Below are 24,567 nucleotides of genomic sequence, written 5' to 3'. Positions count from 1 at the left end.
GGGTGTCGCCGTGCTACAGTCGAGTCAGTTGCAGTTTTGGTTCCCATGAACGCTTGTGTGCGCCTGCTGGTTCCAACCAACAGGCGCATTTGTTTTGTCCGGTGTTTCAGTCTCCGGATGGGGATCGCGGCTACTTGGGGATTCACGAGGTGTGAATCCCTGATGCCCCAAGTATGAGGAGACGGTTATGGCTACCGGCACCGTGAAGTGGTTCAACAGCGAAAAGGGCTTCGGCTTCATCGAGCAGGACGGCGGCGGCCCGGACGTCTTCGCCCACTACTCGAACATCCAGGCCAACGGCTTCCGCGAGCTCGTCGAGGGCCAGCGTGTGGAGTTCGACGTCACCCAGGGCCAGAAGGGCCCGCAGGGCGAGAACATCCAGGTCATCGCCTGACGTTCAGCCTCTACGCTGACACGTGATCCTCTGATCTCGTGAGGCAGGGGCCCGCACCGGCAACGGTGCGGGCCCCTGTTCATGCCGCCGTACGGCCGGGGCGGCGCACTCAACCCAGACGGCCGACCAGCCCGCGAGCGCGGGCTGCCGACCGACTGACGGAGAACCCGTGACCACCCCTGCCCGCACGCCCCGCGACCGTGGCGACCGCACCACCGACCGTTCCGCCGCGCGCTCGGCCGACCGCACGGCCGAAGGCGGCACCGGCCGCCCCCGCCGCAACGGCGACAACCCCGAGCGCGCCCGCCGCACCGGGGAGGGCGCCGACCGCGCCCGCAAGCCGCGGGGCCGCACCGGCGCCCCGAAGACCGGCCGCACCGCCGTCCCGGAGGCCGCCGACTTCACCGTCGTCGAGGGCACCCCGGCCCGGCCCCCGGCGGCCGGCTTCGCCGAGCTCGACATGCCCAAGGCGATCCTCTCCGCGCTCACCCGCGAGGGCGTCACCGAGCCCTTCCCGATCCAGGCCGCCACCCTGCCCGACTCGATCGCCGGGCGCGACGTCCTCGGCCGCGGCCGCACCGGCTCCGGCAAGACCCTGGCCTTCGGCCTGCCGCTGCTCGCCCGCACGGCCGGCCGCCGCGCCGACTCCCGGCACCCGCTGGCGCTCGTCCTGGTGCCCACCCGCGAGCTCGCCCAGCAGGTCACCGAGGCGCTCACCCCGTACGCCACCGCCGTCAACCTGCGGATCACCACCGTCGTCGGCGGCATGGGCATCAGCCGGCAGGCCAACGCGGTGCGCCGCGGCACCGAGGTCCTGGTCGCCACCCCCGGCCGGTTGGACGACCTGATCGGGCGCGGTGACGTCAACCTGTCGGACGTCGCCATCACGGTCCTCGACGAGGCCGACCAGATGGCCGACATGGGCTTCCTCCCGCAGGTCAGCCGGCTGCTGGAGCAGGTCGCCGAGGGCGGGCAGCGGATGCTGTTCTCCGCCACCCTGGACCGCAACGTGGACCGGCTGGTCAAGCGCTTCCTGACCGACCCGGTCACCCACTCGGTCGACCCCTCGGCCGGCGCGGTCACCACCATGGACCACCACGTCCTGCAGCTGGAGCCCACCGACAAGGCCTCCGCCACCGCGCACATCGCCTCCCGCGACGGCCGGGTGATCATGTTCGTGCACACCAAGCACGGCGCCGACCGGCTCGCCAAGCAGCTGCGTGCCACCGGCGTGATGGCCGCCGCCCTGCACGGCGGCAAGTCCCAGCCGCAGCGCAACCGGGTCCTGGACCAGTTCCGCGAGGGCGAGGTCACCGCGCTGATCGCCACCAACGTGGCCGCCCGCGGCATCCACATCGACGGCCTGGACCTGGTCGTCAACGTCGACCCGCCGATCGACCACAAGGACTACCTGCACCGCGGCGGCCGCACCGCCCGGGCCGGCGAGTCCGGCACGGTCGTCACCCTGGTGCTGCCCGAGCAGCGCCGCGAGGTCAACCGGCTGATGACGGTCGCCGGGATCCGCCCGACCGTCACCAAGATCCGCCCCGGCGACGCCGACCTGGCCCGGATCACCGGCGCCCGCACCCCCAGCGGCGTCGCGGTCGCCCTGGCCGTCCCGGTCACCGCCCAGCCCGCGGCCCAGGCCGCCTCCGCCGACGGCAAGGCCGCCGGCGGCAAGTCGGGCAACCCGCGCCGCCGCCCCGCCAAGCGCTCCGGGCTGCCCGCCGACGTCGACATGAACGGCAACCCGCGCCGCCCGCGCCCCAAGCAGCGCCTCGGCGGTGCCGCCCAGGGCGAGCGTCCGCAGGCCGCCGGCTTCATCGGACGCTCCTCCGGCCGGGCCCGGCCGGGCAGCGGCTCCCAGTCCGGCGCCAACTACGGGACCGGGCGCCAGCGCCGCAAGTTCGACTGACCGCCGCCGGGGCCCCGCGCCCCGACCGGACTTCCCGCGGGCCCCGCGAACCCCCCTGTCACCGGGGGAGTTCGCGGGGCCCGCGGCGTTCCTCCGGACCGGATCGGGCCCGGTTTCCGTGCCGCCCCCGCGCGGCCTGATCGGGGCGGATGTCGGCAGCTGGCGTGAATCCGCCGTAGCGTGCGTTGAACCAGCGCTTGACGGCCGACCGCGCACCCCCGATTCTTTTACGCGGCCCACACAACTGTCGCACAGTCACCACGAGGCGACAGCTGTTGAGTCGACGTGATTCGCCGACCCGGAAGGACCACCGTCCCGATGCGCCGAACCTCCGCTCTGCTCACCACCGCCCTGCTCGCAGGAGCCGCCGCCGTGGCCGCACCGGCCGGCACCGCCCAGGCCGCACCCGCCTGCACCGCCTTCGCCGTGGGCTGGAGCGCGGTCGGCAACTGCAGCGGGCTCGACCCGATCCAGACCTGGACGGTCACCGCCAGCTGTCTGTACTGGAACGCCGACCACACCGTGCAGTTCTCCCGCCCGGCGATCGGCGGCATCGGGATCGGCGACGGCAGGGTCTACGCCTCCTGCGGCGCCGGCGACACCGTCCTCTTCCCGCGCGTCATCCTCGGCGCCACCCCGCCGGCCGGCCCGACCGGCCAGATCACCGGCTACGTCGGCAAGTGCGTCGACGTACGGGGCGCCAACCTCGGCAACGGCACCGCCGTCCAGATCTACGACTGCAACGGCAGCCTGGCGCAGAAGTGGCGGATAGGCGCCGACGGCACCGTCCGCGCCCTCGGCAAGTGCATGGACGTCTCCGGCGGCGGCACCGTCAACGGCACCCCCGTCCAGCTCTACGACTGCAACGGCTCCGGCGCCCAGCAGTGGCAGGCCCGCGCCGACGGCTCGCTGTACAACCCGCAGTCCGGCCGCTGCCTGGACGACCTCGGCTTCTCCACCGCCAACGGCAACCAGCTGGGCATCTGGGACTGCAACGGCGCCGCCAACCAGAAGTGGAACCTGCCGACCTGACGGGCCGTCACCCGAGCCGGTCCGCCGCCCGCACCCCCGTCGGGCGGCGGACCCTTTTCCGGGCTGGACGCCCGCCGCCTCAGACGCCCCGCCCCAGACACTCGCTGCCCTGGACGCCCGCCGCCCCAGGCGCCCGCCGCCCTAGACGCTTGCCGCCGTCGGGGCCAGTCGGCGCAGCCGCTCCGCGGTCTGCGCGTCCCGCGGCGACATCACGATCAACTGCAGCCCCTCGGCGGCCAGCAGCACGTGCTGGTCGATCCGCAGCTCGCCCAACTCCTCGTGCCGCACCACCTTCTCGGCGCCCGAACGCTCCGCCACCTGGTGCTCGCCCAGCCAGCGGTCCGCCTCCGGATGCTCCTCCCGCACCTGCTGGATCATCCGGCCCAGGTGGCGGCCCACCGCCGTGGCCTCGCCGCCGCGCTCCGCGTAGGCCGAGCGCAACTGGGCCAGGAAGCGCCGGGCGTGCTCCTCCCAGTGCTCCACCCGGTTGCGGTGCGCGGCGTTGCCGAACACCACCCAGGCCAGGTTGCACTCCTGCGGCGGCCGCCCGGACAGCCCGAACAGCGCGTCGGCGCCCGGATTCCAGGCCCGCAGGTCCCAGTTGGCGTCCATCACCAGGGCCGGCGCCGGCCACTGGGCGTGCATCAGCCGCAGCAGTGCCGCCGGGACCTCTGTGGGCGCGCTCACCTCCCCGTCCATCGGGTGGCTGCCCGCCAGTCGGAACAGGTACGCCGTCTCCGCCCGGTCCAGCCGCAGCGTCCGCGCCAGACTCGCCAGCACCTCCGGCGACGGGTGGATGTCCCGCCCCTGCTCCAGCCACGTGTACCAGGTCACCCCCACCCCGGCCAGCAGCGCCAACTCCTCCCGCCGCAGCCCCGGCGTGCGCCGCCGCACCCCCGGCGCCAAGCCCACCTGCTGCGGCGTCAACCGGGCCCGGCGGCTGCGCAGGAAGCCCGACAGCTCCGTGCGGCGCTCCTCCGACTCGTCCATGTCCCCCGTCCTTCCTTCCCCTGGTGGTTCGACTACCAGTATCGCCACGCACTGTTGCCGCCCCCGGTGCCCGCGGGAGGCTTGATCACGACACCGGAAGCCACCCCGAGGAACTCACCTGATGAACCGTCAGAACCGCACCGTCCGCCGCGCCGTGACCACCCTCGCGGCCGCCGCCCTGCTGGCCGGCGCCGGAACGCTGCCCGCCGCCGCGGCCGCCCGCTGCCCCGCCCCGGCCGTGATCACCGGCCACGCCCCCACCCTGGTGCCCGAGAGCGCCGTCTGGGACCAGGCCCACCACCGCTTCCTGGTCGGCTCGCTGCGCCACGGCACCGTCTCCGCCGTCGCCCTCGACGGCAGTGTCCGCACCCTGATCGACGACCCCGGCACCCTCACCGAGATCGCCGGCCTGCGGATCGACCGGGCCCACCGCCGCGTCCTGGTCACCAACCTCGACAACGGCATCGGCGAACGCAGCGGCCCCGCCACCCTCGGCCGGCTCGCCGGCATCGCCGCCTACGACCTGGACACCGGCCGCCGCCTCTACTACACCGACCTCGCCGTCGTCGCCGCCGACGGCGGCAGCCACCTGGCCAACGACATCGCCGTCGCCCCCGACGGCACCGCCTACGTCACCGACTCCTTCGCCCCCGTCGTCTACCGGGTCGCCCTGGACGGCACCGGCTCCGTCCTGCTGCGCGACGACCGCCTCGCCCCCGCCCCCGGCGCCTACGGCCTCAACGGCATCGCCTACCGCGACGGCCGGCTCCTGCTCGGCAAGTGGGACGACGGCACCCTGTGGCAGCTCCCGCTGCGGGACCCGGCCGCCCTGCGCCGCGTCGAGATCGCCGACGGCGGCGCCCTGCTCCACCTCGACGGCATCTCCGCCCGTCCCGACGGCGGCCTCGCGGGCGTCACCAACGCCTTCTTCGGGGCCGGCCGCGACGCCGAGGTCGAACTGCGCTCCGACGACCAGTGGCGCACCGCCCGCCTCGCCGCCGTCCACCCCTCCGCCGACGCCACCCCCACCGCCGTCACCACCGGCCCCGGCGGCGCCCTCTACCAGCTCTCCGGCGGCCTCGCCGACGCCAACGCCGGCCACCCGGGGGACACCTTCACCCTCCGCCGGGTCTGAGCCGCGGCGCCGTGCGCGGGATCGGGGGCTGAAGCCGACGGCCATCATGCGGGAGTGGATCGAGGCCGCCATCGCGGACGTGAACGAGCCCGTGCCGCTCAGCGTGATCACCGCTGCGGTAGCCGAGTACCGGCACCGCAAAGCGTCCTGAGGATCAGGCCGTGAGCGCCGTCATCGTCCGAGCTGCCTTGCGGGCCCGGTCGTAGCGCTCCAGCAGCAGGGCCGCCAGTTCCGGGGCGGGGCCCAGGACATCGGCCAGGGTGTCTGCCCCGGCGGAGGCCGCCGCGATGCGGTCCGGCAGCAGGCCCGGCGCCAGCAGGTACGGGGCGACGGCCGTGCGCCCGGCGCCGGCCGCGCGCAGGGCGGCGAGGGCGTCGGGGACGCGCGGACCGGCCGCCGAGGCGTAGGCGACCTCGACGGCGGCCCAGCCGCGGGTGCGCCGCCACTCGGCGGCCACCCGGCGGGTGGCCGCGTCGGCGGCCGGGTCGGAGGACCCCGCCGCCGCCAGCACCACGCCCGTACCGGCGCGGACCGCCGCCGAGCGGACGTCCAGCCCGGCCCCGGCCAGTCGGCGGTCCAGGGCGGCGAGTAGCAGCGGGGAGGGGCCCAGCACGTCGGCGACGGGCAGCCCGGCGCCGGCCGCGCGCAGCGCGGCGGGGATGTCGTGCTTGGCGTGGAAGGCCCGGTTGAGCAGCAGCGGGACGGCCACCGCGTCCCCCAGCCGGCCGACCACCTGGGGGATCCGCGGCGCGCAGTGGTCCAGGTACGCGGTGGCGACCTCCAGGGCGGGCCGCTGCGCCCGCACCTCCCGGACCAGCGCGGCCACGGTCGCGGCGTGCCGCGGGTCGCGGCTGCCGTGGGCGATCAGCAGGAGGGCGGGCACCGGCGGCTGCCTCACTTGCCGGAGGCCAGCAGGCCGCGGTTGCGCAGCACCCGGCGCTCGACCGGGGTGAAGACGAGCAGTTCGATGGCGATGCCGACGAACAGGATGAGGATGATGCCGAGCAGTACCCCGGACATGTCGGAGAACTCGCGCTGGTCCTCCAGGAACCGGCCCAGGCCCCGGCCGAGGTCGGGGGAGGAGGCGACCAGCTCGGCGGCCATCAGGGAGCGCCAGGCGAACGCCCAGCCCTGCTTGAGCCCGGCCAGGTAGCCCGGCAGGGCGGCGGGGATGAGCACGTGCCGGGCGCCGGTCAGGCCGGTGGCGCCGATGGTGCGTCCGGCCCGCAGGAACAGCGGCGGCACCTGGTCGATGCCGGCCACCAGCCCGTTGGCGATGGACGGGACGGCGCCGAGCAGGATCACCGCGTACATCATCTGGTCGTTGATGCCGAGCCAGATGACGGCGGCCGGTACCCAGGCCACCGAGGGCAGCGACTGGAGGCCCTGGAGCACCGGGCCGATCGCGGTGCGCACCGGCTTGACCCGGGCGACGACCAGGCCGATCGGGGTGCCGATGACGACGGCGAGCAGGAAGCCGGACAGGCCGCGCCACACGCTGGTCCAGATGATCGAGAACAGCGTGCCCTGGTACCAGAGGTCCTGGAGGGAGTGCCACACGGCCGCGGGGCTGGGCAGCTTGTACGAGGAGGTGAGGTGAAGGCTGTACGCGCCCTGCCAGAGCGCCAGCACCACCAGCACGCCGATCAGCGGCGGCAGCGCCTTCTGGCGCAGCGCCTCGCCGAGCGAACCGCGCTGCGCGGTGACGCTGTCGAGGGCGTCCAGGCCGGCGCCGACGTCGGCGCTGTCGGACGCGCTGTCGGAGGCGCCGCCGGGGGCGTCCCCGGGGGCGTCCTTGTCCAGGGCGACGGGAGCGGTGTCAGTGCTGGCCATGGCGACGGATCTCCCCACGCAGTTCTTCGGTGATCTCGATGGACAGGTCGGCGACGCCCGAGGACTCGATGCGGCGCGGCTGCGGCAGGTCGATCCGCCACTCGCGGGCGACCCGGCCGGGGCGGGAGGAGAGCAGCACGACGCGCTGGGCCAGCCGCACCGCCTCGCGCACGTTGTGGGTGACGAACAGGACGGACAGCCGGCGTTCGGACCAGATCCGGGTGATCTCGTCGTGCAGGACGTCCCGGGTGATCGCGTCGAGGGCCGCGAAGGGCTCGTCCATCAGCAGTACCTCGCTGCCCTGGGCGAGGGCGCGGGCCATCGCGACGCGCTGGCGCATGCCGCCGGACAGCTCGTGCACCCGCTTGCCGTACGCGCCGTTCAGGCGGACGAGTTCGAGCAGGCGCTCGGCCTCGGCGCGGCGCTCGGGGCGGGGGACGCCGGCCAGCTTGAGGGCCAGCTCGATGTTCTTCCCGGCGGTGAGCCAGGGGAACAGCGCGTGTTCCTGGAACATCAGGGCGGGGCGGCCGCCGGGGACCTCGATGCTGCCGCGGGTGGGCTCGTCGAGGCCGGCGACCAGGTTGAGCAGGGTGGACTTGCCGCAGCCCGAGGCGCCGAGCAGGGTGACGAACTCGCCGGGCGCGACGTCGAGGGTGATGTCGTCCAGCACGTGGGTCTGGGCGCCCGGGCGGCCGAAGGACTTGTGCACGTGCGAGATCCGGACGGCGGGCGCGCCGCCGGTGGCGTCGGCGCCGGGGGCGTCCGCCGAGGTGGTCAGTGCCGGAGTCATCCGGGCACCTCCTGCGTGAGTGGTCTGGCGAGGCTGGCGAGGGCTGCGAAGCGGGGGCCGGGGCCCGGGCCCCGCCTGCGCCGGTGGGCATCGATCGGGGATCGACCGGGCGGGCGGGGGCCGGACCGCGGAGCTGCGTGGCGCCGGGCTACTTGGCGCCGAGTCCGGCGTCCGCCACGGGCGGCTGGCCCTTGGCCGCGAGGACCTTGTTCAGCAGGGTGAGGTCGTAGATGCCGTTCAGGTTGGGCTTCTTGAGGAGCCCGGCGGTGACGGCGTGGTCGGCCTCGGCCTGCAGGGTGTTCGCCAGCGGGTCGTCCAGGAAGTCGATGTCGGACCAGGCCGGGTCGAGGATGGCCGGCTCCAGGGCGTTGCCGGCTTCCTTCTTGATCGCCTCGTTGGCGTCGGCCTTGGCCTTGTCGGGGTTGGCCTTGATGAAGGCGTTGGTGTTCACCGAGCCGCGCAGCACGGCCTCCACCACGTCCGGGTGCTCCTTGAGGAACTTCTGCGAGACGATGATGTTGGTGATCACGAACTTCTTGTCCGGCCAGACGTCCTTCTCGTTGAGCAGGACCTTCGCACCGAGGGTGACCAGCTTGGAGGCGGTGGGCTCGGGCACCCAGGCGCCGTCGATGGAGCCCTGCTTGTAGGCGTCGGGGGTGACCTTGTTGTCGGTGCGCACCACCGAGACGTCGCCGGCGCCGGACGCCGCGTCCACCTTGTAGCCCTTGCCGGCCAGGTAGTTGAGCAGCGCCACGTCCTGGGTGTTGCCCAGCTGCGGGGTGGCGATCTTCTTGCCCTTGAGGTCGTCCAGCGAGGTGATCTTGTCCGGGTTGACCACCAGCTTGACCCCGCCGGAGGCCGAACCGCCGATGATCTTCAGGGACTTGCCCTCGGACTTGGTGTAGCCGTTGATCGCCGGGGAGGGGCCGATCCAGCCGATGTCGATCGATCCGGCGTTGAGCGCCTCGATCTCCGCCGGGCCGGCGTTGAAGACCTGGGTCTTGACCTGGGTGGCACCCAACTCCTTCTGGAATATGCCCTCCTGGAGGCCGACCAGCGGGGTGCCGTGGGTCAGGTTGGCGAAGTAGCCGATCTTCACGGTGTCCGCGGAGAGCTTCGGTCCGGACGCGGAGCTCCCCACGGTGGCCGCGGTGTCGGCCTTGTTGTCCGCCTTGGAGCCGTAGCTGCAGGCCGACAGCAGGGCGACGGCGGTCAGGCCGGCGGCGGCGGCCGCGGCCGAGCGTCTGACCCGGCCGGCGTTCGGGCGGGAGGGCCGATGGGAGGGAATGCTGTGCGAGGGTGCCTGGTGCTGTGCCATGGTGGTGGGTCCTGTTCGCGGACGGACCGTCAGGAGGCGGTCCCGGTCGGACGGTTGGAAGGTGGCGCTGGCGGCTGGGGGTGCCGGGCAAGCCGGGCGGCCGTGGGGAGCGGCCCGGTGACGGGGCGTTCTCAGTCCCGTCGGCCCGCACATCGGGTCAGGCCGCCCTGGCCGCTGCCGAGGACGCCGCTGCCGATGCGGCCGCCTTCCTTGTCCATGCCCGAGAACGCCTCGCTGGGCATCAGACCCAGTCCTCCTCGTCGGGCGCGCCGGGCGCGTCGGGCGCGCCCTCGGTGCGCACGGTGGCGAAGGCCTCGCCCGCCATGCCGGCGGTGAGGGTGGCGCCGTCGGCCGGGTCGATCAGCAGGAACGAGCCGGTGCGGCGGTTGTCGGTGTAGTCGTCGAGGGCCAGTGGTTCGGCGGTGCGCAGCTTCACGTGGCCGATGTCGTTGACGTTCAACCCCTCGGCGCCGGAGCGCTGTTCGAGGCTGTCGCCCGCCTTGGTCGGCAGGGCGATGCGGTAGGAGATCTCCTTGACGAGGGCGCGCACGGTGCGGGTGGTGTGCTTGAGCAGCACCTTGTCCCCGGCGCGCAGCGGCCGCTCGTTGAGGTGGCTGACGGTTGCCTCGATGTCCTGGGTGGGGACGGGCGCGGCTCCGGCGGCGATGAGGTCGCCGCGGGAGATGTCGAGGTCGTCGGCGAGCCGGACGGTGACCGACTGCGGGGCCCAGGCGAGGTCGGCCGGGCGGCCGAGGGCGTCGATGGCGGCGACGGTGGTGGTGTGGCCGGAGGGCAGCACGGTGACGGGGTCGCCGACGCGCAGCACCCCGGAGGCCAGCTGGCCCGCGTAGCCGCGGTAGTCGGGGTGTTCCTCGGTCTGCGGGCGGATCACGTACTGGACCGGGAAGCGGGCGGCCTGGGCGTCGGGGTCGCTGCCGACCGGGACGGTCTCCAGGTGCTCCAGCAGGGTCGGGCCGCCGTACCAGTCCATGTGCGCGGAGGGCTCGACGACGTTGTCCCCGGCGAGGGCGGAGATCGGGATCGCGAGCACGTCCTCGACCCCGAGGGAGGCCGCGTAGGCGGTGAACTCGGCGGCGATCCGTGCGAAGACGGGCTCGGCGTAGTCGACCAGGTCCATCTTGTTGACGGCCAGCACCACGTGCGGCACCCGCAGCAGGGCGGCGACGGCGGCGTGCCGGCGGGTCTGCTCGACCACGCCGTTGCGGGCGTCGACCAGGACGACGGCGAGTTCGGCGGTGGAGGCGCCGGTCACCATGTTGCGGGTGTACTGCACGTGCCCGGGGGTGTCGGCGAGGATGAACCGGCGCCGGGGGGTGGCGAAGTAGCGGTAGGCGACGTCGATGGTGATGCCCTGCTCGCGCTCGGCGCGCAGGCCGTCGGTGAGCAGCGCGAGGTCGGGCGTGTCCTGGCCGCGCTTGCGGGAGGCGTGCTCGACGGCCTCCAGCTGGTCCGCGAGCACCGACTTGGAGTCGTGCAGCAGGCGGCCGACCAGGGTGGACTTGCCGTCGTCGACGGAGCCGGCGGTGGCGAAGCGCAGCAGGGAGGTGGCGCTGGTCTCGATGGTCGTGCTCATTAGAAGTACCCCTCGCGCTTGCGGTCTTCCATCGCGGCCTCGGACAGCTTGTCGTCGGCGCGGGTGGCGCCGCGCTCGGTGAGGCGGCTGGCGGCGATCTCGGCGATCACGGCCTCGATGGTGGTGGCGTCGGAGTCGACGGCGCCGGTGCAGGACATGTCGCCGACGGTGCGGTAGCGGACCAGCCGCCGCTCGACGGGCTCGGTGTCCTTGGGGCCGCCCCACTGGCCGGCGGTCAGCCACATGCCGCCGCGGGCGAAGACGTCCCGCTCGTGCGCGTAGTAGATCTCGGGGAGTTCGATGCCCTCGCGCTCGATGTACTGCCAGACGTCCAGCTCGGTCCAGTTGGACAGCGGGAAGACGCGCACGTGCTCGCCGACGGCGTGCCGGCCGTTGTAGAGCGACCACAGCTCGGGCCGCTGGCGGCGCGGGTCCCAGGCGCCGAACTCGTCGCGCAGGGAGAAGACGCGCTCCTTGGCGCGGGCCTTCTCCTCGTCGCGGCGGCCGCCGCCGAAGACCGCGTCGAAGCGGCCCTTCTCGATCGCGTCGAGCAGCGGCACGGTCTGCAGCGGGTTGCGGGTGCCGTCCGGGCGCTCGCGCAGCCGGCCGTCGTCGATGAAGTCCTGGACGTGGGCGACGTGCAGGCGCAGGTTGTGCTCGGCGACGGTCCGGTCGCGGTAGGCGAGGACCTCGGGGAAGTTGTGCCCGGTGTCGACGTGCAGCAGCGAGAAGGGGATCGCGGCGGGCCGGAAGGCCTTGAGCGCCAGGTGCAGCATCAGGATGGAGTCCTTGCCGCCGGAGAACAGGATCACCGGGCGCTCGAACTCCCCCGCGACCTCGCGGAAGATGTGCACCGACTCGGCCTCCAGCGCGTCCAGGTGGGACAGCGCGAAGGGGTTTCCGGAATTCTCCCCCGGGGCCTCGGTGCGGCCCGGGCTGTCGGTCGCGGTGGTCATGCGAGGCCCCTCTCGGTCAGGAAGGCGTGCAGCTCGGCGGCGGAATCGGCGACCGTGCGGCCCTGCGTCTGGATGCGCAACTCCGGTGCGGCCGGGGCCTCGTACGGGTCGTCCACGCCGGTCAGGCCGGAGATCTCGCCGGCCGCCTGCTTGGCGTACAGGCCCTTGACGTCCCGTTCGGCGCACAGCTCGACCGGGGTGGCGACGTGGATCTCCAGGAACTCGGTGCCGGCCGCGGCGTGCCGCTCGCGCACCGCGGTGCGGGAGTCGGCGAACGGGGCGATCACCGGGGCGAGCACCTTGACGCCGTTGGCGGCGAGCTTCTCGGCGACGAAGCCGATCCGGGTGACGTTGGTGTGCCGGTCCTCGCGGGAGAAGCCGAGGCCCTTGGAGAGGAACTCGCGGATCTCGTCGCCGTCCAGCACCTCGACCTTGTGGCCCTCGGCGCGCAGCCGCTCGGCCAGCGCGAAGGCCAGGGTGGTCTTGCCGGCGCTCGGCAGCCCGGTCAGCCACACGGTGGCGCCGCGCTCGCAGGGGGCGGCCGCGGGGGCCGCCTCTGCGGCTCCGTCGGCGGCCAGGGTGTGAGCTGTCACGTGTTCTTCCTTACGCTTGGCGGTGATCGACGATCCGTCAGAGATGGATGCCGCATTCGGTCTTGCCGGAGCCGGACCAGCGGCCGGCCCGGGCGTCCTCGCCCTCGCCCGGCTTGCGGGTGCAGGACAGCGGCGAGCAGCCGACGGACGTGTAGCCCTCCCACAGCAGCGGGTTGAGCAGCACGCCGTTGGCGGCGACGTAGGCGTCCACGTCCTCCTGCGTCCACCGGGCGATCGGGGCGATCTTGACCTTGCGGCGCTTCGGGTCCCACGAGACCACCGGGGTGTTCGCCCGGGTAGGGGACTCGTCGCGGCGCAGCCCGGTGGCCCAGGCGTCGTAGCCGCCGAGGCCGCGGCCCAGCGGCTCGACCTTGCGCAGTGAGCAGCACAGGTCCGGATCGCGGTCGTGCAGGTTCGGCCCGTGCTCGGCGTCCTGCTCGGCCACCGTCTTCAGCGGGGTGAGCGTGATGACGTTGACCGGCATGGTCGCGGCCACCGCGTCCCGGGTCCCGATGGTCTCCGGGAAGTGGTAGCCGGTGTCCAGGAACACCACGTCCACGCCGGGGAACACCGAGGCCGCGAGGTGGGCGACCACCGCGTCCTCCATCGAGGAGGTGACGCAGAACCGCTTGCCGAAGGTCTCGGCCGCCCAGCGCAGGACCTCCTGCGCCGTGGCCTCCTCCAGCTCGCGGCCGGCCCGGACGGCGACCTCCTCGTAGTCGGCCGCCGCGCCGTGCTCAGTGGTCGTGCCGCTCATGCGACGCTCCCCCGTTGGTCGGTGACAGCAGGCCGAGGAACTTCAACTGGAAGGCGCGGCGGCAGCCGTGGCACTCCCAGGCGCCGTGGCCGGCCTCGGACGGGCGCAGGTCCTCGTCCCCGCAGTACGGGCAGAAGAACGGTGCGGCTCGCTCACTCATCGCCCACCTCGCTCCGTTCGGCGTTCGCTTCGCGAACACGCCCCGCCCTTTTGGTTCGCTCGCTCATCGCCCACCTCGCTCCGTTCGGCGTTCGCTTCGCGAACACGCCCCGCCCTTTTGGTTCGCTCGCTCACGAAAGCTGCTCCTCGGTGGCGCGGGCCGTCCACTGGGCGAAGCGCTCGCCCTCGGTGCGGTCGGCCTGGTAGCGGGTCAGCAGGCGCTCGACGTAGTCGGGCAGGCCGGCGCTGGTGACCTTGAGGCCGCGGATCTTGCGGCCGAAGCCCGCCTCCAGGCCGAGCGCGCCGCCCAGGTGCACCTGGTAGCCCTCGACCTGCTCGCCGTTCTCGTCGGTGACCAGCTGGCCCTTGAGGCCGATGTCGGCGACCTGGATCCGGGCGCAGGCGTTCGGGCAGCCGTTGATGTTGATGGTCAGCGGCTCGGCGAACTCCGGCAGGCGCTGCTCCAGTTCGTCGATCAGGGTGCGGCCGCGCTCCTTGGTCTCGACGATGGCGAGCTTGCAGTACTCGATGCCGGTGCAGGCCATGGTGCCGCGGCGGAACGGCGAGGGGGTGACCCGCAGGTCGAGCTCCTCCAGGCCGGCCACCACCGACTCGACGTGCTCCTCGGCGATGTCGAGGATCAGCATCTTCTGCTCGGCGGTGGTGCGGACCCGGTCGCTGCCGTGGGCGGCGGCGAGGTCGGCGATCCGGCCGAGCAGCTTGCCGTCGACCCGGCCGACGCGCGGGGCGAAGCCGATGTAGAAGTTGCCGTCCTTCTGCCGGTGGACGCCGACGTGGTCGCGCCAGCGGGCGGCGGGCTCGGCGGGCGCGGGGCCGTCGACCAGCCGGTACTTGAGGTACTCGTCCTCCAGGACCTGGCGGAACTTCTCCACGCCCCAGTCGGCGACCAGGAACTTGAGCCGGGCGCGGTTGCGCAGGCGCCGGTAGCCGTAGTCGCGGAAGATGCCGATCACGCCGCCGTAGACGTCGGCGACCTCGTCCAGCGGGACCCAGGCGCCCAGGCGCACGCCGAGCTTGGGGTTGGTCGACAGGCCGCCGCCGACCCACAGGTCGAAGCCGGGCCCGTGCTCGGGGTGGACCACGCCGACGAAGGCGACGTCGTTGATCTCGTGGGCGACGTCCAGCAGGGGGGAGCCGGAGACGGCGCTCTTGAACTTGCGCGGCAGGTTGGAGAAGTCCTTGTTGCCGATGAACCGGCGCTGGATCTCGTCGATGGCCGGGGTGCCGTCGATGATCTCGTCCTCGGCGATGCCGGCCACCGGCGAGCCGAGGATGACGCGCGGGGTGTCGCCGCAGGCCTCGGTGGTGGACAGGCCGACGGCCTCCAGCTTCTGCCAGATCGCCGGGACGTCCTCGATCCGGATCCAGTGGTACTGGATGTTCTGCCGGTCGGTCAGGTCGGCGGTGCCCCGCGCGTACTGCTCGGAGACCTCGGCGACCGCCCGCAGCTGGGGGACGGTCAGCCGGCCGCCGTCGATGCGCACCCGGAGCATGAAGTACTCGGCGTCCAGCTCGTGCGGGTCCAGGATCGCGGTCTTGCCGCCGTCGATGCCCTCCTTGCGCTGGGTGTAGAGGCCCCACCAGCGCATCCGGCCGCGCAGGTCGGCGGGGTCGATCGAGTCGAAGCCCCGCTGCGCGTAGATCGTCTCAATACGTGTCCGCACATTGAGACCGTCGTCGTCCTTCTTGAACTGCTCGTTGGCGTTCAGAGGAGTGAAGTGGCCCATGCCCCACTGGCCCTCGCCGCGGTGGCGGGTCACCTTGCGAGCCGCGGCGGGGCGGGGCGCTGCCGTGGTCGCATGGTCGGCCGCTCGGTCGGCCGTGGGCTCGGCGGTCTCGGGAGAGGTGGCCATGGTGAAGTCCTTCTGGGCAGGTGGCGCTGACGCCGGGTGGGTCGCGGGGCGTGCTCGGCCGGGCGATCGCTGCTGTGACCTGCGGGTTTCTCAGGGCCGGGAGAGCAGCGGGCCGGGCCGGGCGGGCGCCTGCGCATCCGCTCGTGCGGGGATGGCGGTAAGGGTGGCGCCGGGTGCGGTGGTGCGGCGGGGTGGGAGCTCAGGTCACCGGACAGATGGCGCTGGACACGCGAAGGAGATCGACGTGGAGTCGACCTACTAGGGTGGTTCCGGCGCTAGGCATGGCAAGAGATTCGCACGGCGCGGGACTCGTGGTCCACTAACATCCGGATGTTGGACGCTGGAGTTTCGACATGTGGGACGCCGGGGTGTTCCCGCCGCTCCCGGCCGGGCGGCCCGACAGGTGGTCGGGCAGACCCCGTACCGCCGCAGCGCACGCGCCCGCACCCCGGGGGAGATCAACCGGAGCGGCCCGGCCCGATACCGTTAGCCCTGTGCAAGCAGCAGGCGATACGAGCAGACCGAGCCCCGAACGGCCGTCCCGGCGCCGGGGCAAGGGCTCCCGGCGCGCGGCCAAACAGGCCACCTGGCGCCGCACGGCGTGGGACTTGGTCAAGGACACCACCAACACCTGCGTCGAGTACCGGGTCACCGGCCTCGCCGCCGAGGCGGCCTTCTTCACCCTGCTGTCCATCCCGCCGCTGCTGCTCGGCCTCGCCGCCACCCTCGGCTACCTCGACGAGTTCGTCGGCGCGGACGCCATCGAGCGGCTCAAGCACGACATCGTCTCGGCCTCCGGGACGGTCCTGTCCGACTCCTCCGTCAACGAGGTCGTCAAACCGCTGCTCAGCCAGGTCTTCGACCACACCCGGCCCGATCTGATCTCGATCGGCTTCCTGCTGTCGCTGTGGTCCGGCTCCAGGGCCCTCTACATCTTCATCGACACCATCACCGTCATGTACGGGCTGGACGGCAAGCGCGGCATCGTCAAGACCCGGCTGCTGTCGCTCGGCCTCTACCTCGGCGCCCTGGTGATCGGCTCGCTGGTGCTGCCGCTGCTGATGGCCGGGCCCGGACTGGTCGAGAACGCCGTCCCCGGCGCCGCCGGGCTCGTCGGCGCCGCCTACTGGCCGGTGGCGATCCTGCTGCTGATCGTCTCGCTGACCACCCTCTACCACCTCGCCGTGCCGGTCTCCACGCCCTGGCGCGAGGACATCCCCGGGGCCCTGGTCGCCCTGGTGGTGCTGGTCTTCTGCAGCGTCGGCCTGCGGCTCTACCTGATCAGCTCGGTCGAGGGCCCCTCGGTGTACGGCTCGCTGGCCGCCCCGGTGGCCGTGCTGCTGTGGATCTTCGTGGTGGCCCTCGCGGTGCTCATCGGCGCCGCCATGAACGCCGCCATAGACCGCCGCTGGCCCACCCTGGAGACCGCCGACGCCCGCGCCGAGAACGAGCGCGCCCACGAGGAGGCCGCCGCCGCGGTGGTCCGCGAGGTCGCCGCCCGACGGGCCGTCGAACGGGCCCGGCGCGCCCGCGAACTGGGCCTGGCCGAGGGCGCCGAGGAGGAGTGGGGCGAGGAGGACGCCGACGACGTCGACGCGCCCGCCGAGTACCCCGAGCGGTGGGCCGACGTACTGGCCGCCGAGAACGTGCGCGGCCGCCTCACCGCCCGGCCCGGGCCGCACCACCGGCCGGTCCCGCCGCCGCCCGACAGCGACCGGCCGGCCGGCCCGCCGCCGGAGCGGCCAGGGGCGGGCCCGGGGGCCGGGGCGGGGCAGCAGGTGCCCGGCTATCCGCCCAGGCCGCCGCAGCCGCCGTGGGAGCAGCGGTAGCGGCGGTAGCGGCGGGGTCTGCTATGGACGGGCAGGGCCTCCCTCGCGGGTGCGGGGGAGGCCCTGTGCGTTGTCCGGGGGTGTCCGGATCCTGGGCGGGGGCCGACCGACTGGTGCTCGGCTGCCGTCCCACCGGTGTTCGACTCGTGTGCGACCGGTGTCGGACTCGGGTCCGGGACGCCGGTGGGGTCAGCCGATCGTCGGGTTCTGCGGGTAGGGCGACTGCGGCGGCCGGCCGTAGCCGTGGGTGGGCTGCTCGTTGACCGGCGGGTAGCCGTACGAGGGCTGCGCCCCGCCGTGCTGCGGGCCGTTGGGCTGCGGGTTGCCGTGCTGGGGGCCGTTGGGCTGCGGGTTGCCTTGCTGGGGCGCGGCGGGGGAGTGGCCGAAGGAGGGGCGCAGCTCGGTGGGGGCGCCCGGGTCCGTCCGGCCGGGGCCGGACGGCGCGGACGGCGGGGCCGCCGGGTCGGGTCCGGCACCCGGCAGCGGGTCCAGGCCCGTCGCCAGCGGCTCGCCCGCCCCCAGGGTCCGGCCCGGGCCGCCGGAGGCCGGGGCGGCGGCCGCCGCCCGCTCGGCCGGGCCGGCCTGCGCCGGGAGGGGCTCGGGGCTGGTCGGGGCCGGGTCCAGGGCGGTGCGCCCCGAGGAGTCGCTCAGCTTGATCAGCAGGGCGACCATCAGCCAGTTCGCCAGCAGGGAGGAACCGCCGGCCGCCAGGAAGGGCAGCGCCTTTCCGGTCAGCGGGACCAGCCCGCTCACGCCGCCGACCACCACGAACACCTGCAGCGCCAGAGCCGCCGACAGGCCGGTGGCAAGCAGCTTGCCGAACGGGTCGGTCAGGCCGACCGCGGTGCGCAGCCCGCGCTGGATCAGCAGCACGTACACCAGCAGGATCGCGGTCACCCCGACCAGGCCCAGTTCCTCGCCGATGGTGGTGAAGATGAAGTCGCTGCGCCCGGCGAAGCCGATCAGCCACGGCCGGCCGGAGCCCAGGCCGGTGCCGGTCATGTGCCCGGTGCCGAGGCTGAACAGGGCCTCGGCGGGCTGCGAGGAGATCGCCAGGTTGTTGACCGGCGGGTAGTAGTCGAGCGGGTGCAGCCAGGCCTCGACGCGCCCGTGCACGTGCGGCTCCACGGTGCCGACCACGGCCGCGCCGCCGACCGCCATCAGCAGGCCGAGCACCACCCAGCTGGTGCGCTCGGTCGCCACGTACAGCATCACGACGAAGACGCCGAAGAAGATCAGCGAGGTGCCCAGGTCGCGCTCGAAGATCAGCACCATCAGGCTGACCGCCCAGATCGCCAGCACCGGTCCGGCGTGCCGCCCGCGCGGGAGGGTCATCCCCCAGACCTTCCGCCCGGCCAGCGCCAGGGCGTCCCGGGAGGCCATCAGGTAGCCCGCGAAGAAGATCGTGATCGCGACCTTCACGAACTCGTCCGGCTCGAAGGAGGGCAGCCCGGGGAGCTTGATCCAGCGCTTGGCGCCGAAGCTGTCGGTCGGGGAGAAGATCGGCGCGGTCAGCAGGATCAGCGCGCCCGCCATCATCACGTAGACGTACCGCTGGAAGAACCGGTGGTGCTTGACGAAGACGATCAGCGCGAGCGCCGCCGCCACCGCGATGAACGTCCACATCAGCTGGCCCGGCGCGGCCGGGAGCTTCTGGTAGTCGCCCTTGAGCGGGTGCGCGGCCTTGTAGCTGACGTCCAGCCGGTCCAGCAGCATCAGGCCGAACCCGGTCAGGAAGACGCCCAGCGGCAGGATCAGCGGGTCCGCGTACGGCGCGAACCGGCGCACCGCCAGGTGCGCCGCCGCGACCAGCGCCCCGAGGGACAGGCCGTGGACGAGGAGCCCGGGCGGCAGCTTGTCGGTCATCGCCAGCGAGGCGTCGATGTGTCCGGCCAGACAGACGGCCACCGCGAGCGCCAGCAGGCCCAGCTCGATGTTGCGGTGGCGCGCGGCCAGCCGGCGGCCCTCGCCGCGTGCAGTGCTTTGCACCTCTTGTCGTCCCCTTGCTGTCACCCACGTGGCCGGTATCCGCCGACGGTGCATCCTGCCAGACGAACGCGGCCCCGCGCCGGTTGCGCTCCGGGGCCCGGCAAGGGCAGAACTTTGCCTTGGCAAAGCTTTGTCCGGACTTGGTAAAGCTTTGTTCAGCTCCGGGTATAGAGGTGGGCCCCGGGTGCGGCGGGCGGCGTCGGGAGGGCCATCATGGCCGGGCGCCGCGGCCCCTGCCCGGCGACTCCCGGCGACGTTCCGGCGACGTTCCGGCGACGTTCCGGCGACGTTCCGGCGACGTTCCGGCGACCGCGGGCGACGGCTGGGTGGTGGGTGCGGATGAGGTGGGCGGACGGATGAACGGCGCGGTCGACTACGCGGTGGACGGCGCGGCCCGGGCACTCGGTCCCGGCGGCGCGGCCCACGCGCTCGCCTACAGCGGGCCGCCGGCCTGGCAGTGGTCCGACCTGGCCGCCTCCTGGACCTTCGAACCGGTGGTGCTCGCCCTGTCGGCCCTGCTCGGCGGCTGGTACCTGACCGCGGTGCGCACCGTCAACCGCGGCGACGGCGCGCGCTGGCAGCCCACCCGCACCGCGGCCTTCCTCGGCGGGCTGCTGCTGTGGATCTGGTGCACCTGCTCCGGCCTCGGGGTGTACGAGCGCGTCCTCTTCACCGACCGGGCCGTGCAGGTCGTGCTGCTGCTCATGGTCGTCCCGCTGCTGCTCGCGCTCGGCGCCCCCGTCTCGCTGCTCGTCGAGTCCTCGCCGGAGCAGCGGCGGGAGCGGATCCTGCGGGCGCTGCGCAGCAGGCCGTCCAAGGTGCTGATGTTCCCGGCGGTCTCCACCGCGCTGCTGATGGCGCCGCCGTGGCTCCTCTACTTCACGCCCTGGTACGAGTGGTCGGTCTCCAGCGGCGTCGGCAACGCGGTGCTGCACCTGTCGCTGGTGCTGCTGGGCCTCGCCTACTTCTGGCCGCGGCTGCAGCTCGACCCGGTCGGGCACGAGTACCCGCACCTGGTCGGGCTGTTCATCACCTTCGCCGAGGTTATCTTCGACGCCGGGCTGGGGATCGTGCTGATCTACGGCGGCCACCTCGTCGCCGAGCACCACTACGTGGCGCTCGGGCGGCCCTGGGGGCCGAGCCTGGCGCAGGACCAGACCTGGGGAGGCAACGCCTTCTGGGTGCTGGGCGACCTCGTCGGCCTGCCGTTCCTGGCCGCGCTGGTGCGGCGGATGGTGGTGCAGGGGCGCGAGGAGATCAAGGCCGTGGACGCCGAGCTGGACGCCCGCTTCGAGGCGCAGGCGGCGCAGGCCCGGGCGGCGGGGCTGCCGGAGGAAGAGGAGAACGGGATGCGGCCGTGGTGGCTGGACGACCCGAACCTCAAGCACCGCTACGGCGGGTAGGCGGGCGGGGGCGTCCGGGACCCTCTGGGCGGGCGGGCCACATGTGGCCCCTCGGGTGTCGGCCAACCGCCCGGCGCCGCGTCGGCTCGGCCCCCTCCCCAGCGCATTTCCGCAGGTCAAAAATAGGTTGGCCACCATCCCCCGCCCCGCTAGCGTGTGACACATCAGGTTCGGGGGCCATTGGGCCGCCCGAGGAGTAGAGAGCAGGAGGTGAACCCCCGTGGTCGTTGTCGCCCCGATAGCTGCCCTGGGCAGCGCGCGCGTTCACCTCCTCTTCCCGGCCGCCGGCTGAGCCTTCCGCGCCAGCCGTAGCCCGCCGGGACCATCTCCTCCCGAAGGGCCACTGCGTTGTTCAACGCTGCCTCCGTTCCACTGTCCCCCTCCTCCCTCTCCACCGAGAGCTCCCCGCTGGCCCGCTACGGCTGGACGCCCGAGCTCGACGAGTTCTTCGCCCCGCTCGCCGAGGCCGGGCTGCTCCCGGCCCGGATCACCCGGGTCGACCGCGGCCAGTGCGACGCCGTCCTGGCCGACCCGGAGACGGGCGAGCTGCGCACCGTCCGGCTCGACACCCGGCCGGTGGGCGACGCCGACATGATCAACTGCCCCTGCACGGGCGACTGGGCCGCCGTCGACCTGCACGCCCAGCCGATGGCCGCCGTCTCCGCGCTGCTCCCGCGCTCCACCGCGATCATCCGCAAGGTGGCCGGCAAGCGCTCCGACGGCCAGGTGCTGGCGGCCAACGTCGACACCGTGCTGATCACCGCCTCGCTCGCGGCCGATCCCGACCTCGGGCGGATCGAGCGCTTCCTCGCCCTGGCCTGGGAGTCCGGCGCCGAACCGCTGGTCGTCCTCACCAAGGCCGACCTCGTCGACGACGCCGAGTTCATCCGGGCCGACGTCGAGGGCGTTGCACCGGGCGTCACCGTGCTGGTGGTCAGCGCGGAGACGGGCGAGGGCATCGATGTGCTCCGCGCCTGCGCTCCGGGCACCACCGTGCTGATCGGCCAGTCCGGCGTGGGCAAGTCCACCCTCACCAACGCGCTGGTCGGCTCCGAGGTGATGACCGTCCAGGAGGCCCGCGAGGTCGACCAGAAGGGGCGCCACACCACGACCACGCGCGAGCTGATACCGCTGCCCGGCGGGGGCGTGCTGATCGACACCCCCGGGCTGCGCGAGGTCGGCCTCTACGGTGGCGAGGGGGTGGACCTGGCCTTCGCCGACATCGCCGAGCTGGCCGAGGGCTGCCGCTTCCACGACTGCAACCACCACACCGAGCCCGGCTGCGCGGTCCGCGCGGCGCTGGAGGACGGCACCCTGCCGCAGCGCCGGATGGACAGCTACCTCAAACTCCAGCGCGAGAACGAGTGGATCGCCTCGCGCACCGATGCCCGGGTCGCCAAGGCCCGGCTGAACAAGTGGAAGGCGATCACCAAGTCGATGCGCGCGACAGGAGGTCCGGTGAAGCGCTGACCGGATCCGTCCTTGGCGCGAGAACGCAACGGAGCAACGGAGCAAGGGAGCAACAGCCCAGCGTCGGTCCGGCAGACCGGGCCAGACCACCCGCGCCGACCGACTGGCCGGCAGTCGGTCAGCGCGGGACGGGCTGGGGCGGAGCCAGGCAGAGCCAGAGCCTGCCCGGTGGGGCCGGGCAGGCTCTGGCAGGGCAGGACTGTGCGGGCCGAGCGAGCCCTGCACAGGTGCGATGCGCGCGAGGCGCCCGGCAGTAGGTGCGATGGGTGCGGTAGGCACAGGGCGTAGCCGGTGGGTGGGTGGGTAGGCGGGCCGGCTGGCCGGGCGCGGTGGTGGGTGGAGGAGGAGGGAGGGTGGGGGAGGGGGAGGGGAGGGGGGAAGCCCCGACGGCGATGTCTGATTTCCGCCAGTCACTCCCCGCCCGATCCCGCAGACTGGACAACGTGATCGACGACGACATCCGGTACCGAGCCGTGGACAGCCGAGACTCCCGCTTCGACGGCGTCTTCTTCACGGCCGTCACCTCCACCGGCATCTACTGCCGACCGAGCTGCCCCGCCGTGACCCCCAAGCGCGCCAACTGCCGCTTCTACCCCAGCGCCGCGGCCGCCCAGGGCGCCGGCTTCCGCGCCTGCCGCCGGTGCCGCCCGGACTCCGTGCCGGGCTCCCCGGAGTGGAACCACCGCGCCGACCTGGTCGGCCGCGCGATGCGCCTGATCGGCGACGGCGTGGTGGACCGCGAGGGCGTCGCGGGCCTTGCCGACCGCCTCGGCTACAGCGCCCGGCAGCTGCAGCGCCAGCTCACCGCCGAGCTCGGCGCGGGCCCGATCGCGCTGGCCCGGGCCCGCCGCGCCCAGACCGCCCGACTGCTCCTCCAGACCACCGAACTGCCCGTCACCGACATCGCGTTCGCGGCCGGCTTCGCCTCCGTCCGGCAGTTCAACGACACCGTGCGCGAGGTCTACGACCGCACCCCCAGCGGCCTGCGTGCCGAGGTCGTGGCCGGTCGCCGCACACCGACCCCGGCCGGCGGCCTCACCCTGCGCCTGGCCTACCGCGGCGCGCTGGACAGCGACCACCTGATCGACTTCCTCGAACTGCGCGCCGTCCCCGGCGTGGAGGAGGTGGTGCCCGGCGCGCGCCCCGGCGTGCGCACCTACCGGCGCACCCTCGCGCTCCCGTACGGGCACGGCATCGCCGAGGTCGACGGCCTCGCCCCGCGGGACCCGCGCACCCGCGGCTGGCTGGACTGCCGCCTGCTGCTCGCCGACCTGCGCGACCTGCCGACCGCTGTCCAGCGCCTGCGCGTCCTCTTCGACCTGGACGCCGACCCGGACACCGTGGACGAGCAGCTCGGCGCCGACCCGGTGCTCGGCCCGCTGGTCCACCAGCGCCCCGGGCTGCGCTCGCCCGGCCATGTGGAGCCGCACGAGCTCGCCGTCCGCGCCGTGCTCGGCCAGCAGATCACCGTCGGCGCCGCCCGTACCCTGGCGGGCCGGCTCGCCGAGAAGTACGGCGTCGCGCTGCCCGAGCCGAGCGGCGGCCTGCGGCTGCTCTTCCCCTCGGCGGCGGTGCTGGCCACCGCCGACCCGGAGGACTTCGCGATGCCCGCGGCCCGCCGCCGGGCGCTCACCGGCCTGTGCGCCGCACTGGCGGAGGGCGTGGTGCGCCTGGACGGCGGGGTCGACCGGGAGGAGGCCGCCGCCCGGCTGCTGGCCCTGCCCGGCATCGGCCCCTGGACGGTCGGCTACCTGCGGATGCGCGCCCTCGCCGACCCCGACGTCTTCCTCCCGAGCGACGTGGGCGTCAAGCACGGCCTGGTCCGGCTCGGCGCCCCCGGCGACCCGAAGGCCGCCGCCCGCGCCGCCGAGGCCTGGGCCCCGTGGCGCTCGTACGCCGTCCACCGGCTGTGGGCCGGCCCCGCAAGCACCGGCACCAGCACGAGCACCAGCACCGGCACGACCACGACCATGAGCACGAGCACGAACACCGGAACGGAGAACGACCCGGCATGAGCACCACCGTCTACACCACCATGGAGAGCCCGCTCGGCCCGCTGCTGCTCAGCGGCGTGCTGCCCGAGGACGGCGGCCCCGCGGCCCTGGCCACGGTCACCGCGCCCGGGCAGAAGTACGCGCTGGCGGAGCCCGCCGACGACTGGGAGTTCGACCCCGAGGCCCTGGCCGAGCCGGTCGCCCAGCTGACCGCCTACTTCGCCGGCGAGCGCACCGACTTCGACTTCCCGCTGGCCCCCGAGGGCACCGAGTTCCGCCGCCGGATCTGGGCCGCATTGGACGAGGTCCCGTACGGCACGACCGTGACCTACGGCCAACTCGCCGAGCTGGCCGGGCAGGAGCCGCGGATGGTCCGGGCGGTCGGCGGAGCAGTGGGCGCCAACCCGCTGCTGATCGTGCGCCCCTGCCACCGGGTGCTCGGCGCCAACGGCGCGCTCACCGGCTTCGCCGCGGGCGTGGACCGCAAGCGCTGGCTGCTGGAGCTGGAGAGCGGCACCCTGTTCTGAAAGTCCGCGCCCGCA

21 protein-coding genes and 1 pseudogene are annotated in these 24,567 nt (G+C 73.6%); 9 read left to right on the top strand and 13 right to left on the bottom strand.

The window, feature by feature from the left end:
• The first annotated feature begins 187 nt into the window (after positions 1 to 187).
• From ABTY61_RS13885 to ABTY61_RS13875, 3 genes and pseudogenes are all read left to right on the top strand, one after another.
• Entirely contained in the window at positions 188 to 394 is a 207-nt protein-coding gene (locus ABTY61_RS13885; RefSeq protein WP_196949043.1) for a cold-shock protein, read from the top strand.
• Between the two features lie 169 nt (positions 395 to 563).
• Positions 564 to 2,309, top strand: a complete 1,746-nt coding sequence (locus ABTY61_RS13880; RefSeq protein WP_502895300.1) for a DEAD/DEAH box helicase — start codon at positions 564 to 566, stop codon at positions 2,307 to 2,309.
• A gap of 636 nt (positions 2,310 to 2,945) precedes the next feature.
• A pseudogene (locus tag ABTY61_RS13875) lies at positions 2,946 to 3,341 on the top strand (ricin-type beta-trefoil lectin domain protein); the annotation flags it as partial.
• A 141-nt stretch (positions 3,342 to 3,482) separates the two neighbouring features.
• Here ABTY61_RS13875 and ABTY61_RS13870 read toward each other — a convergent pair.
• A complete protein-coding gene (locus tag ABTY61_RS13870; RefSeq protein WP_350505193.1) occupies positions 3,483 to 4,331 on the bottom strand; it encodes a helix-turn-helix transcriptional regulator in 849 nt (282 codons plus the stop codon).
• 121 nt (positions 4,332 to 4,452) lie between these two features.
• On the opposite strand from ABTY61_RS13870, the gene ABTY61_RS13865 reads away from it, so the two are divergent.
• A complete protein-coding gene (locus ABTY61_RS13865; protein ID WP_350505192.1) occupies positions 4,453 to 5,466 on the top strand; it encodes a hypothetical protein in 1,014 nt (337 codons plus the stop codon).
• 154 nt (positions 5,467 to 5,620) lie between these two features.
• Here the strand turns inward: ABTY61_RS13865 and ABTY61_RS13860 are convergent, their stop codons facing one another.
• The 11 genes from ABTY61_RS13860 to ABTY61_RS13810 form a co-directional block, all read right to left on the bottom strand.
• Complete coding sequence (locus ABTY61_RS13860) at positions 5,621 to 6,364, bottom strand: sirohydrochlorin chelatase (protein ID WP_350505191.1); 744 nt, start codon at positions 6,362 to 6,364, stop codon at positions 5,621 to 5,623.
• On the bottom strand, positions 6,361 to 7,299 hold the full coding sequence (locus ABTY61_RS13855; RefSeq protein WP_350505190.1) for an ABC transporter permease: 939 nt from the start codon (positions 7,297 to 7,299) through the stop codon (positions 6,361 to 6,363). The genes ABTY61_RS13860 and ABTY61_RS13855 overlap by 4 nt, the downstream gene beginning before the upstream one ends.
• Positions 7,286 to 8,089 (bottom strand): ABC transporter ATP-binding protein, encoded by an 804-nt coding sequence (locus ABTY61_RS13850; protein ID WP_350505189.1) that lies wholly within the window; start codon positions 8,087 to 8,089, stop codon positions 7,286 to 7,288. The genes ABTY61_RS13855 and ABTY61_RS13850 overlap by 14 nt, the downstream gene beginning before the upstream one ends.
• Before the next feature lie 148 nt (positions 8,090 to 8,237).
• Positions 8,238 to 9,407 (bottom strand): aliphatic sulfonate ABC transporter substrate-binding protein, encoded by a 1,170-nt coding sequence (locus ABTY61_RS13845; protein WP_350505188.1) that lies wholly within the window; start codon positions 9,405 to 9,407, stop codon positions 8,238 to 8,240.
• Between the two features lie 241 nt (positions 9,408 to 9,648).
• The gene (locus tag ABTY61_RS13840; protein WP_350505187.1) at positions 9,649 to 11,001 is read right to left on the bottom strand and encodes a sulfate adenylyltransferase subunit 1; all 1,353 of its coding nucleotides are present in this window, start codon (positions 10,999 to 11,001) and stop codon (positions 9,649 to 9,651) included.
• Positions 11,001 to 11,957 carry a sulfate adenylyltransferase subunit CysD gene (gene cysD / locus ABTY61_RS13835; protein WP_350505186.1) on the bottom strand — a complete coding sequence of 319 codons (957 nt, stop codon included), beginning with the start codon at positions 11,955 to 11,957 and terminating at the stop codon, positions 11,001 to 11,003. Before cysD ends, ABTY61_RS13840 begins: the two co-directional genes overlap by 1 nt.
• Entirely contained in the window at positions 11,954 to 12,535 is a 582-nt protein-coding gene (gene cysC / locus ABTY61_RS13830; protein ID WP_350505321.1) for an adenylyl-sulfate kinase, read from the bottom strand. Before cysC ends, cysD begins: the two co-directional genes overlap by 4 nt.
• 52 nt (positions 12,536 to 12,587) lie before the next feature.
• Positions 12,588 to 13,307 carry a phosphoadenylyl-sulfate reductase gene (locus ABTY61_RS13825; protein ID WP_350505185.1) on the bottom strand — a complete coding sequence of 240 codons (720 nt, stop codon included), beginning with the start codon at positions 13,305 to 13,307 and terminating at the stop codon, positions 12,588 to 12,590.
• Complete coding sequence (locus tag ABTY61_RS13820; protein WP_350505184.1) at positions 13,288 to 13,467, bottom strand: hypothetical protein; 180 nt, start codon at positions 13,465 to 13,467, stop codon at positions 13,288 to 13,290. Before ABTY61_RS13820 ends, ABTY61_RS13825 begins: the two co-directional genes overlap by 20 nt.
• A 130-nt stretch (positions 13,468 to 13,597) precedes the next feature.
• Positions 13,598 to 15,340, bottom strand: coding sequence for a nitrite/sulfite reductase (locus ABTY61_RS13815; protein WP_350505183.1), 1,743 nt, complete (start codon positions 15,338 to 15,340; stop codon positions 13,598 to 13,600).
• Positions 15,341 to 15,539: 199 nt separating this feature from the next.
• The gene (locus ABTY61_RS13810) at positions 15,540 to 15,623 is read right to left on the bottom strand and encodes a putative leader peptide (RefSeq protein ID WP_310593185.1); all 84 of its coding nucleotides are present in this window, start codon (positions 15,621 to 15,623) and stop codon (positions 15,540 to 15,542) included.
• A 211-nt stretch (positions 15,624 to 15,834) separates the two neighbouring features.
• Here ABTY61_RS13810 and ABTY61_RS13805 point away from each other — a divergent pair, with 211 nt between their 5' ends.
• The gene (locus ABTY61_RS13805) at positions 15,835 to 17,169 is read left to right on the top strand and encodes a YihY/virulence factor BrkB family protein (RefSeq protein ID WP_350505182.1); all 1,335 of its coding nucleotides are present in this window, start codon (positions 15,835 to 15,837) and stop codon (positions 17,167 to 17,169) included.
• Between the two features lie 189 nt (positions 17,170 to 17,358).
• On the opposite strand, the gene ABTY61_RS13800 is transcribed toward ABTY61_RS13805, so the two are convergent.
• Entirely contained in the window at positions 17,359 to 19,158 is a 1,800-nt protein-coding gene (locus tag ABTY61_RS13800) for an FtsW/RodA/SpoVE family cell cycle protein (RefSeq protein WP_350505181.1), read from the bottom strand.
• Between the two features lie 356 nt (positions 19,159 to 19,514).
• Between ABTY61_RS13800 and ABTY61_RS13795 the strand changes: the two genes are divergently transcribed.
• From ABTY61_RS13795 to ABTY61_RS13780, 4 genes are all read left to right on the top strand, one after another.
• Positions 19,515 to 20,561, top strand: coding sequence for a cytochrome c oxidase assembly protein (locus ABTY61_RS13795; protein WP_350505180.1), 1,047 nt, complete (start codon positions 19,515 to 19,517; stop codon positions 20,559 to 20,561).
• A gap of 348 nt (positions 20,562 to 20,909) precedes the next feature.
• Entirely contained in the window at positions 20,910 to 22,031 is a 1,122-nt protein-coding gene (gene rsgA, locus ABTY61_RS13790; RefSeq protein ID WP_350505179.1) for a ribosome small subunit-dependent GTPase A, read from the top strand.
• Between the two features lie 392 nt (positions 22,032 to 22,423).
• The gene (locus ABTY61_RS13785; RefSeq protein WP_350505178.1) at positions 22,424 to 24,046 is read left to right on the top strand and encodes a DNA-3-methyladenine glycosylase 2 family protein; all 1,623 of its coding nucleotides are present in this window, start codon (positions 22,424 to 22,426) and stop codon (positions 24,044 to 24,046) included.
• The gene (locus tag ABTY61_RS13780; RefSeq protein ID WP_350505177.1) at positions 24,043 to 24,552 is read left to right on the top strand and encodes a methylated-DNA--[protein]-cysteine S-methyltransferase; all 510 of its coding nucleotides are present in this window, start codon (positions 24,043 to 24,045) and stop codon (positions 24,550 to 24,552) included. The genes ABTY61_RS13785 and ABTY61_RS13780 overlap by 4 nt, the downstream gene beginning before the upstream one ends.
• Positions 24,553 to 24,567: the final 15 nt, after the last annotated feature.

Origin of the sequence: Kitasatospora sp. NPDC096128 (genome assembly GCF_040303105.1) — a bacterium.
Taxonomy (GTDB): Bacteria; Actinomycetota; Actinomycetes; order Streptomycetales; family Streptomycetaceae; genus Kitasatospora.
Note: the sequence above shows the minus strand (reverse complement) of the source record. Positions and strands in the feature narration are given on the sequence as shown.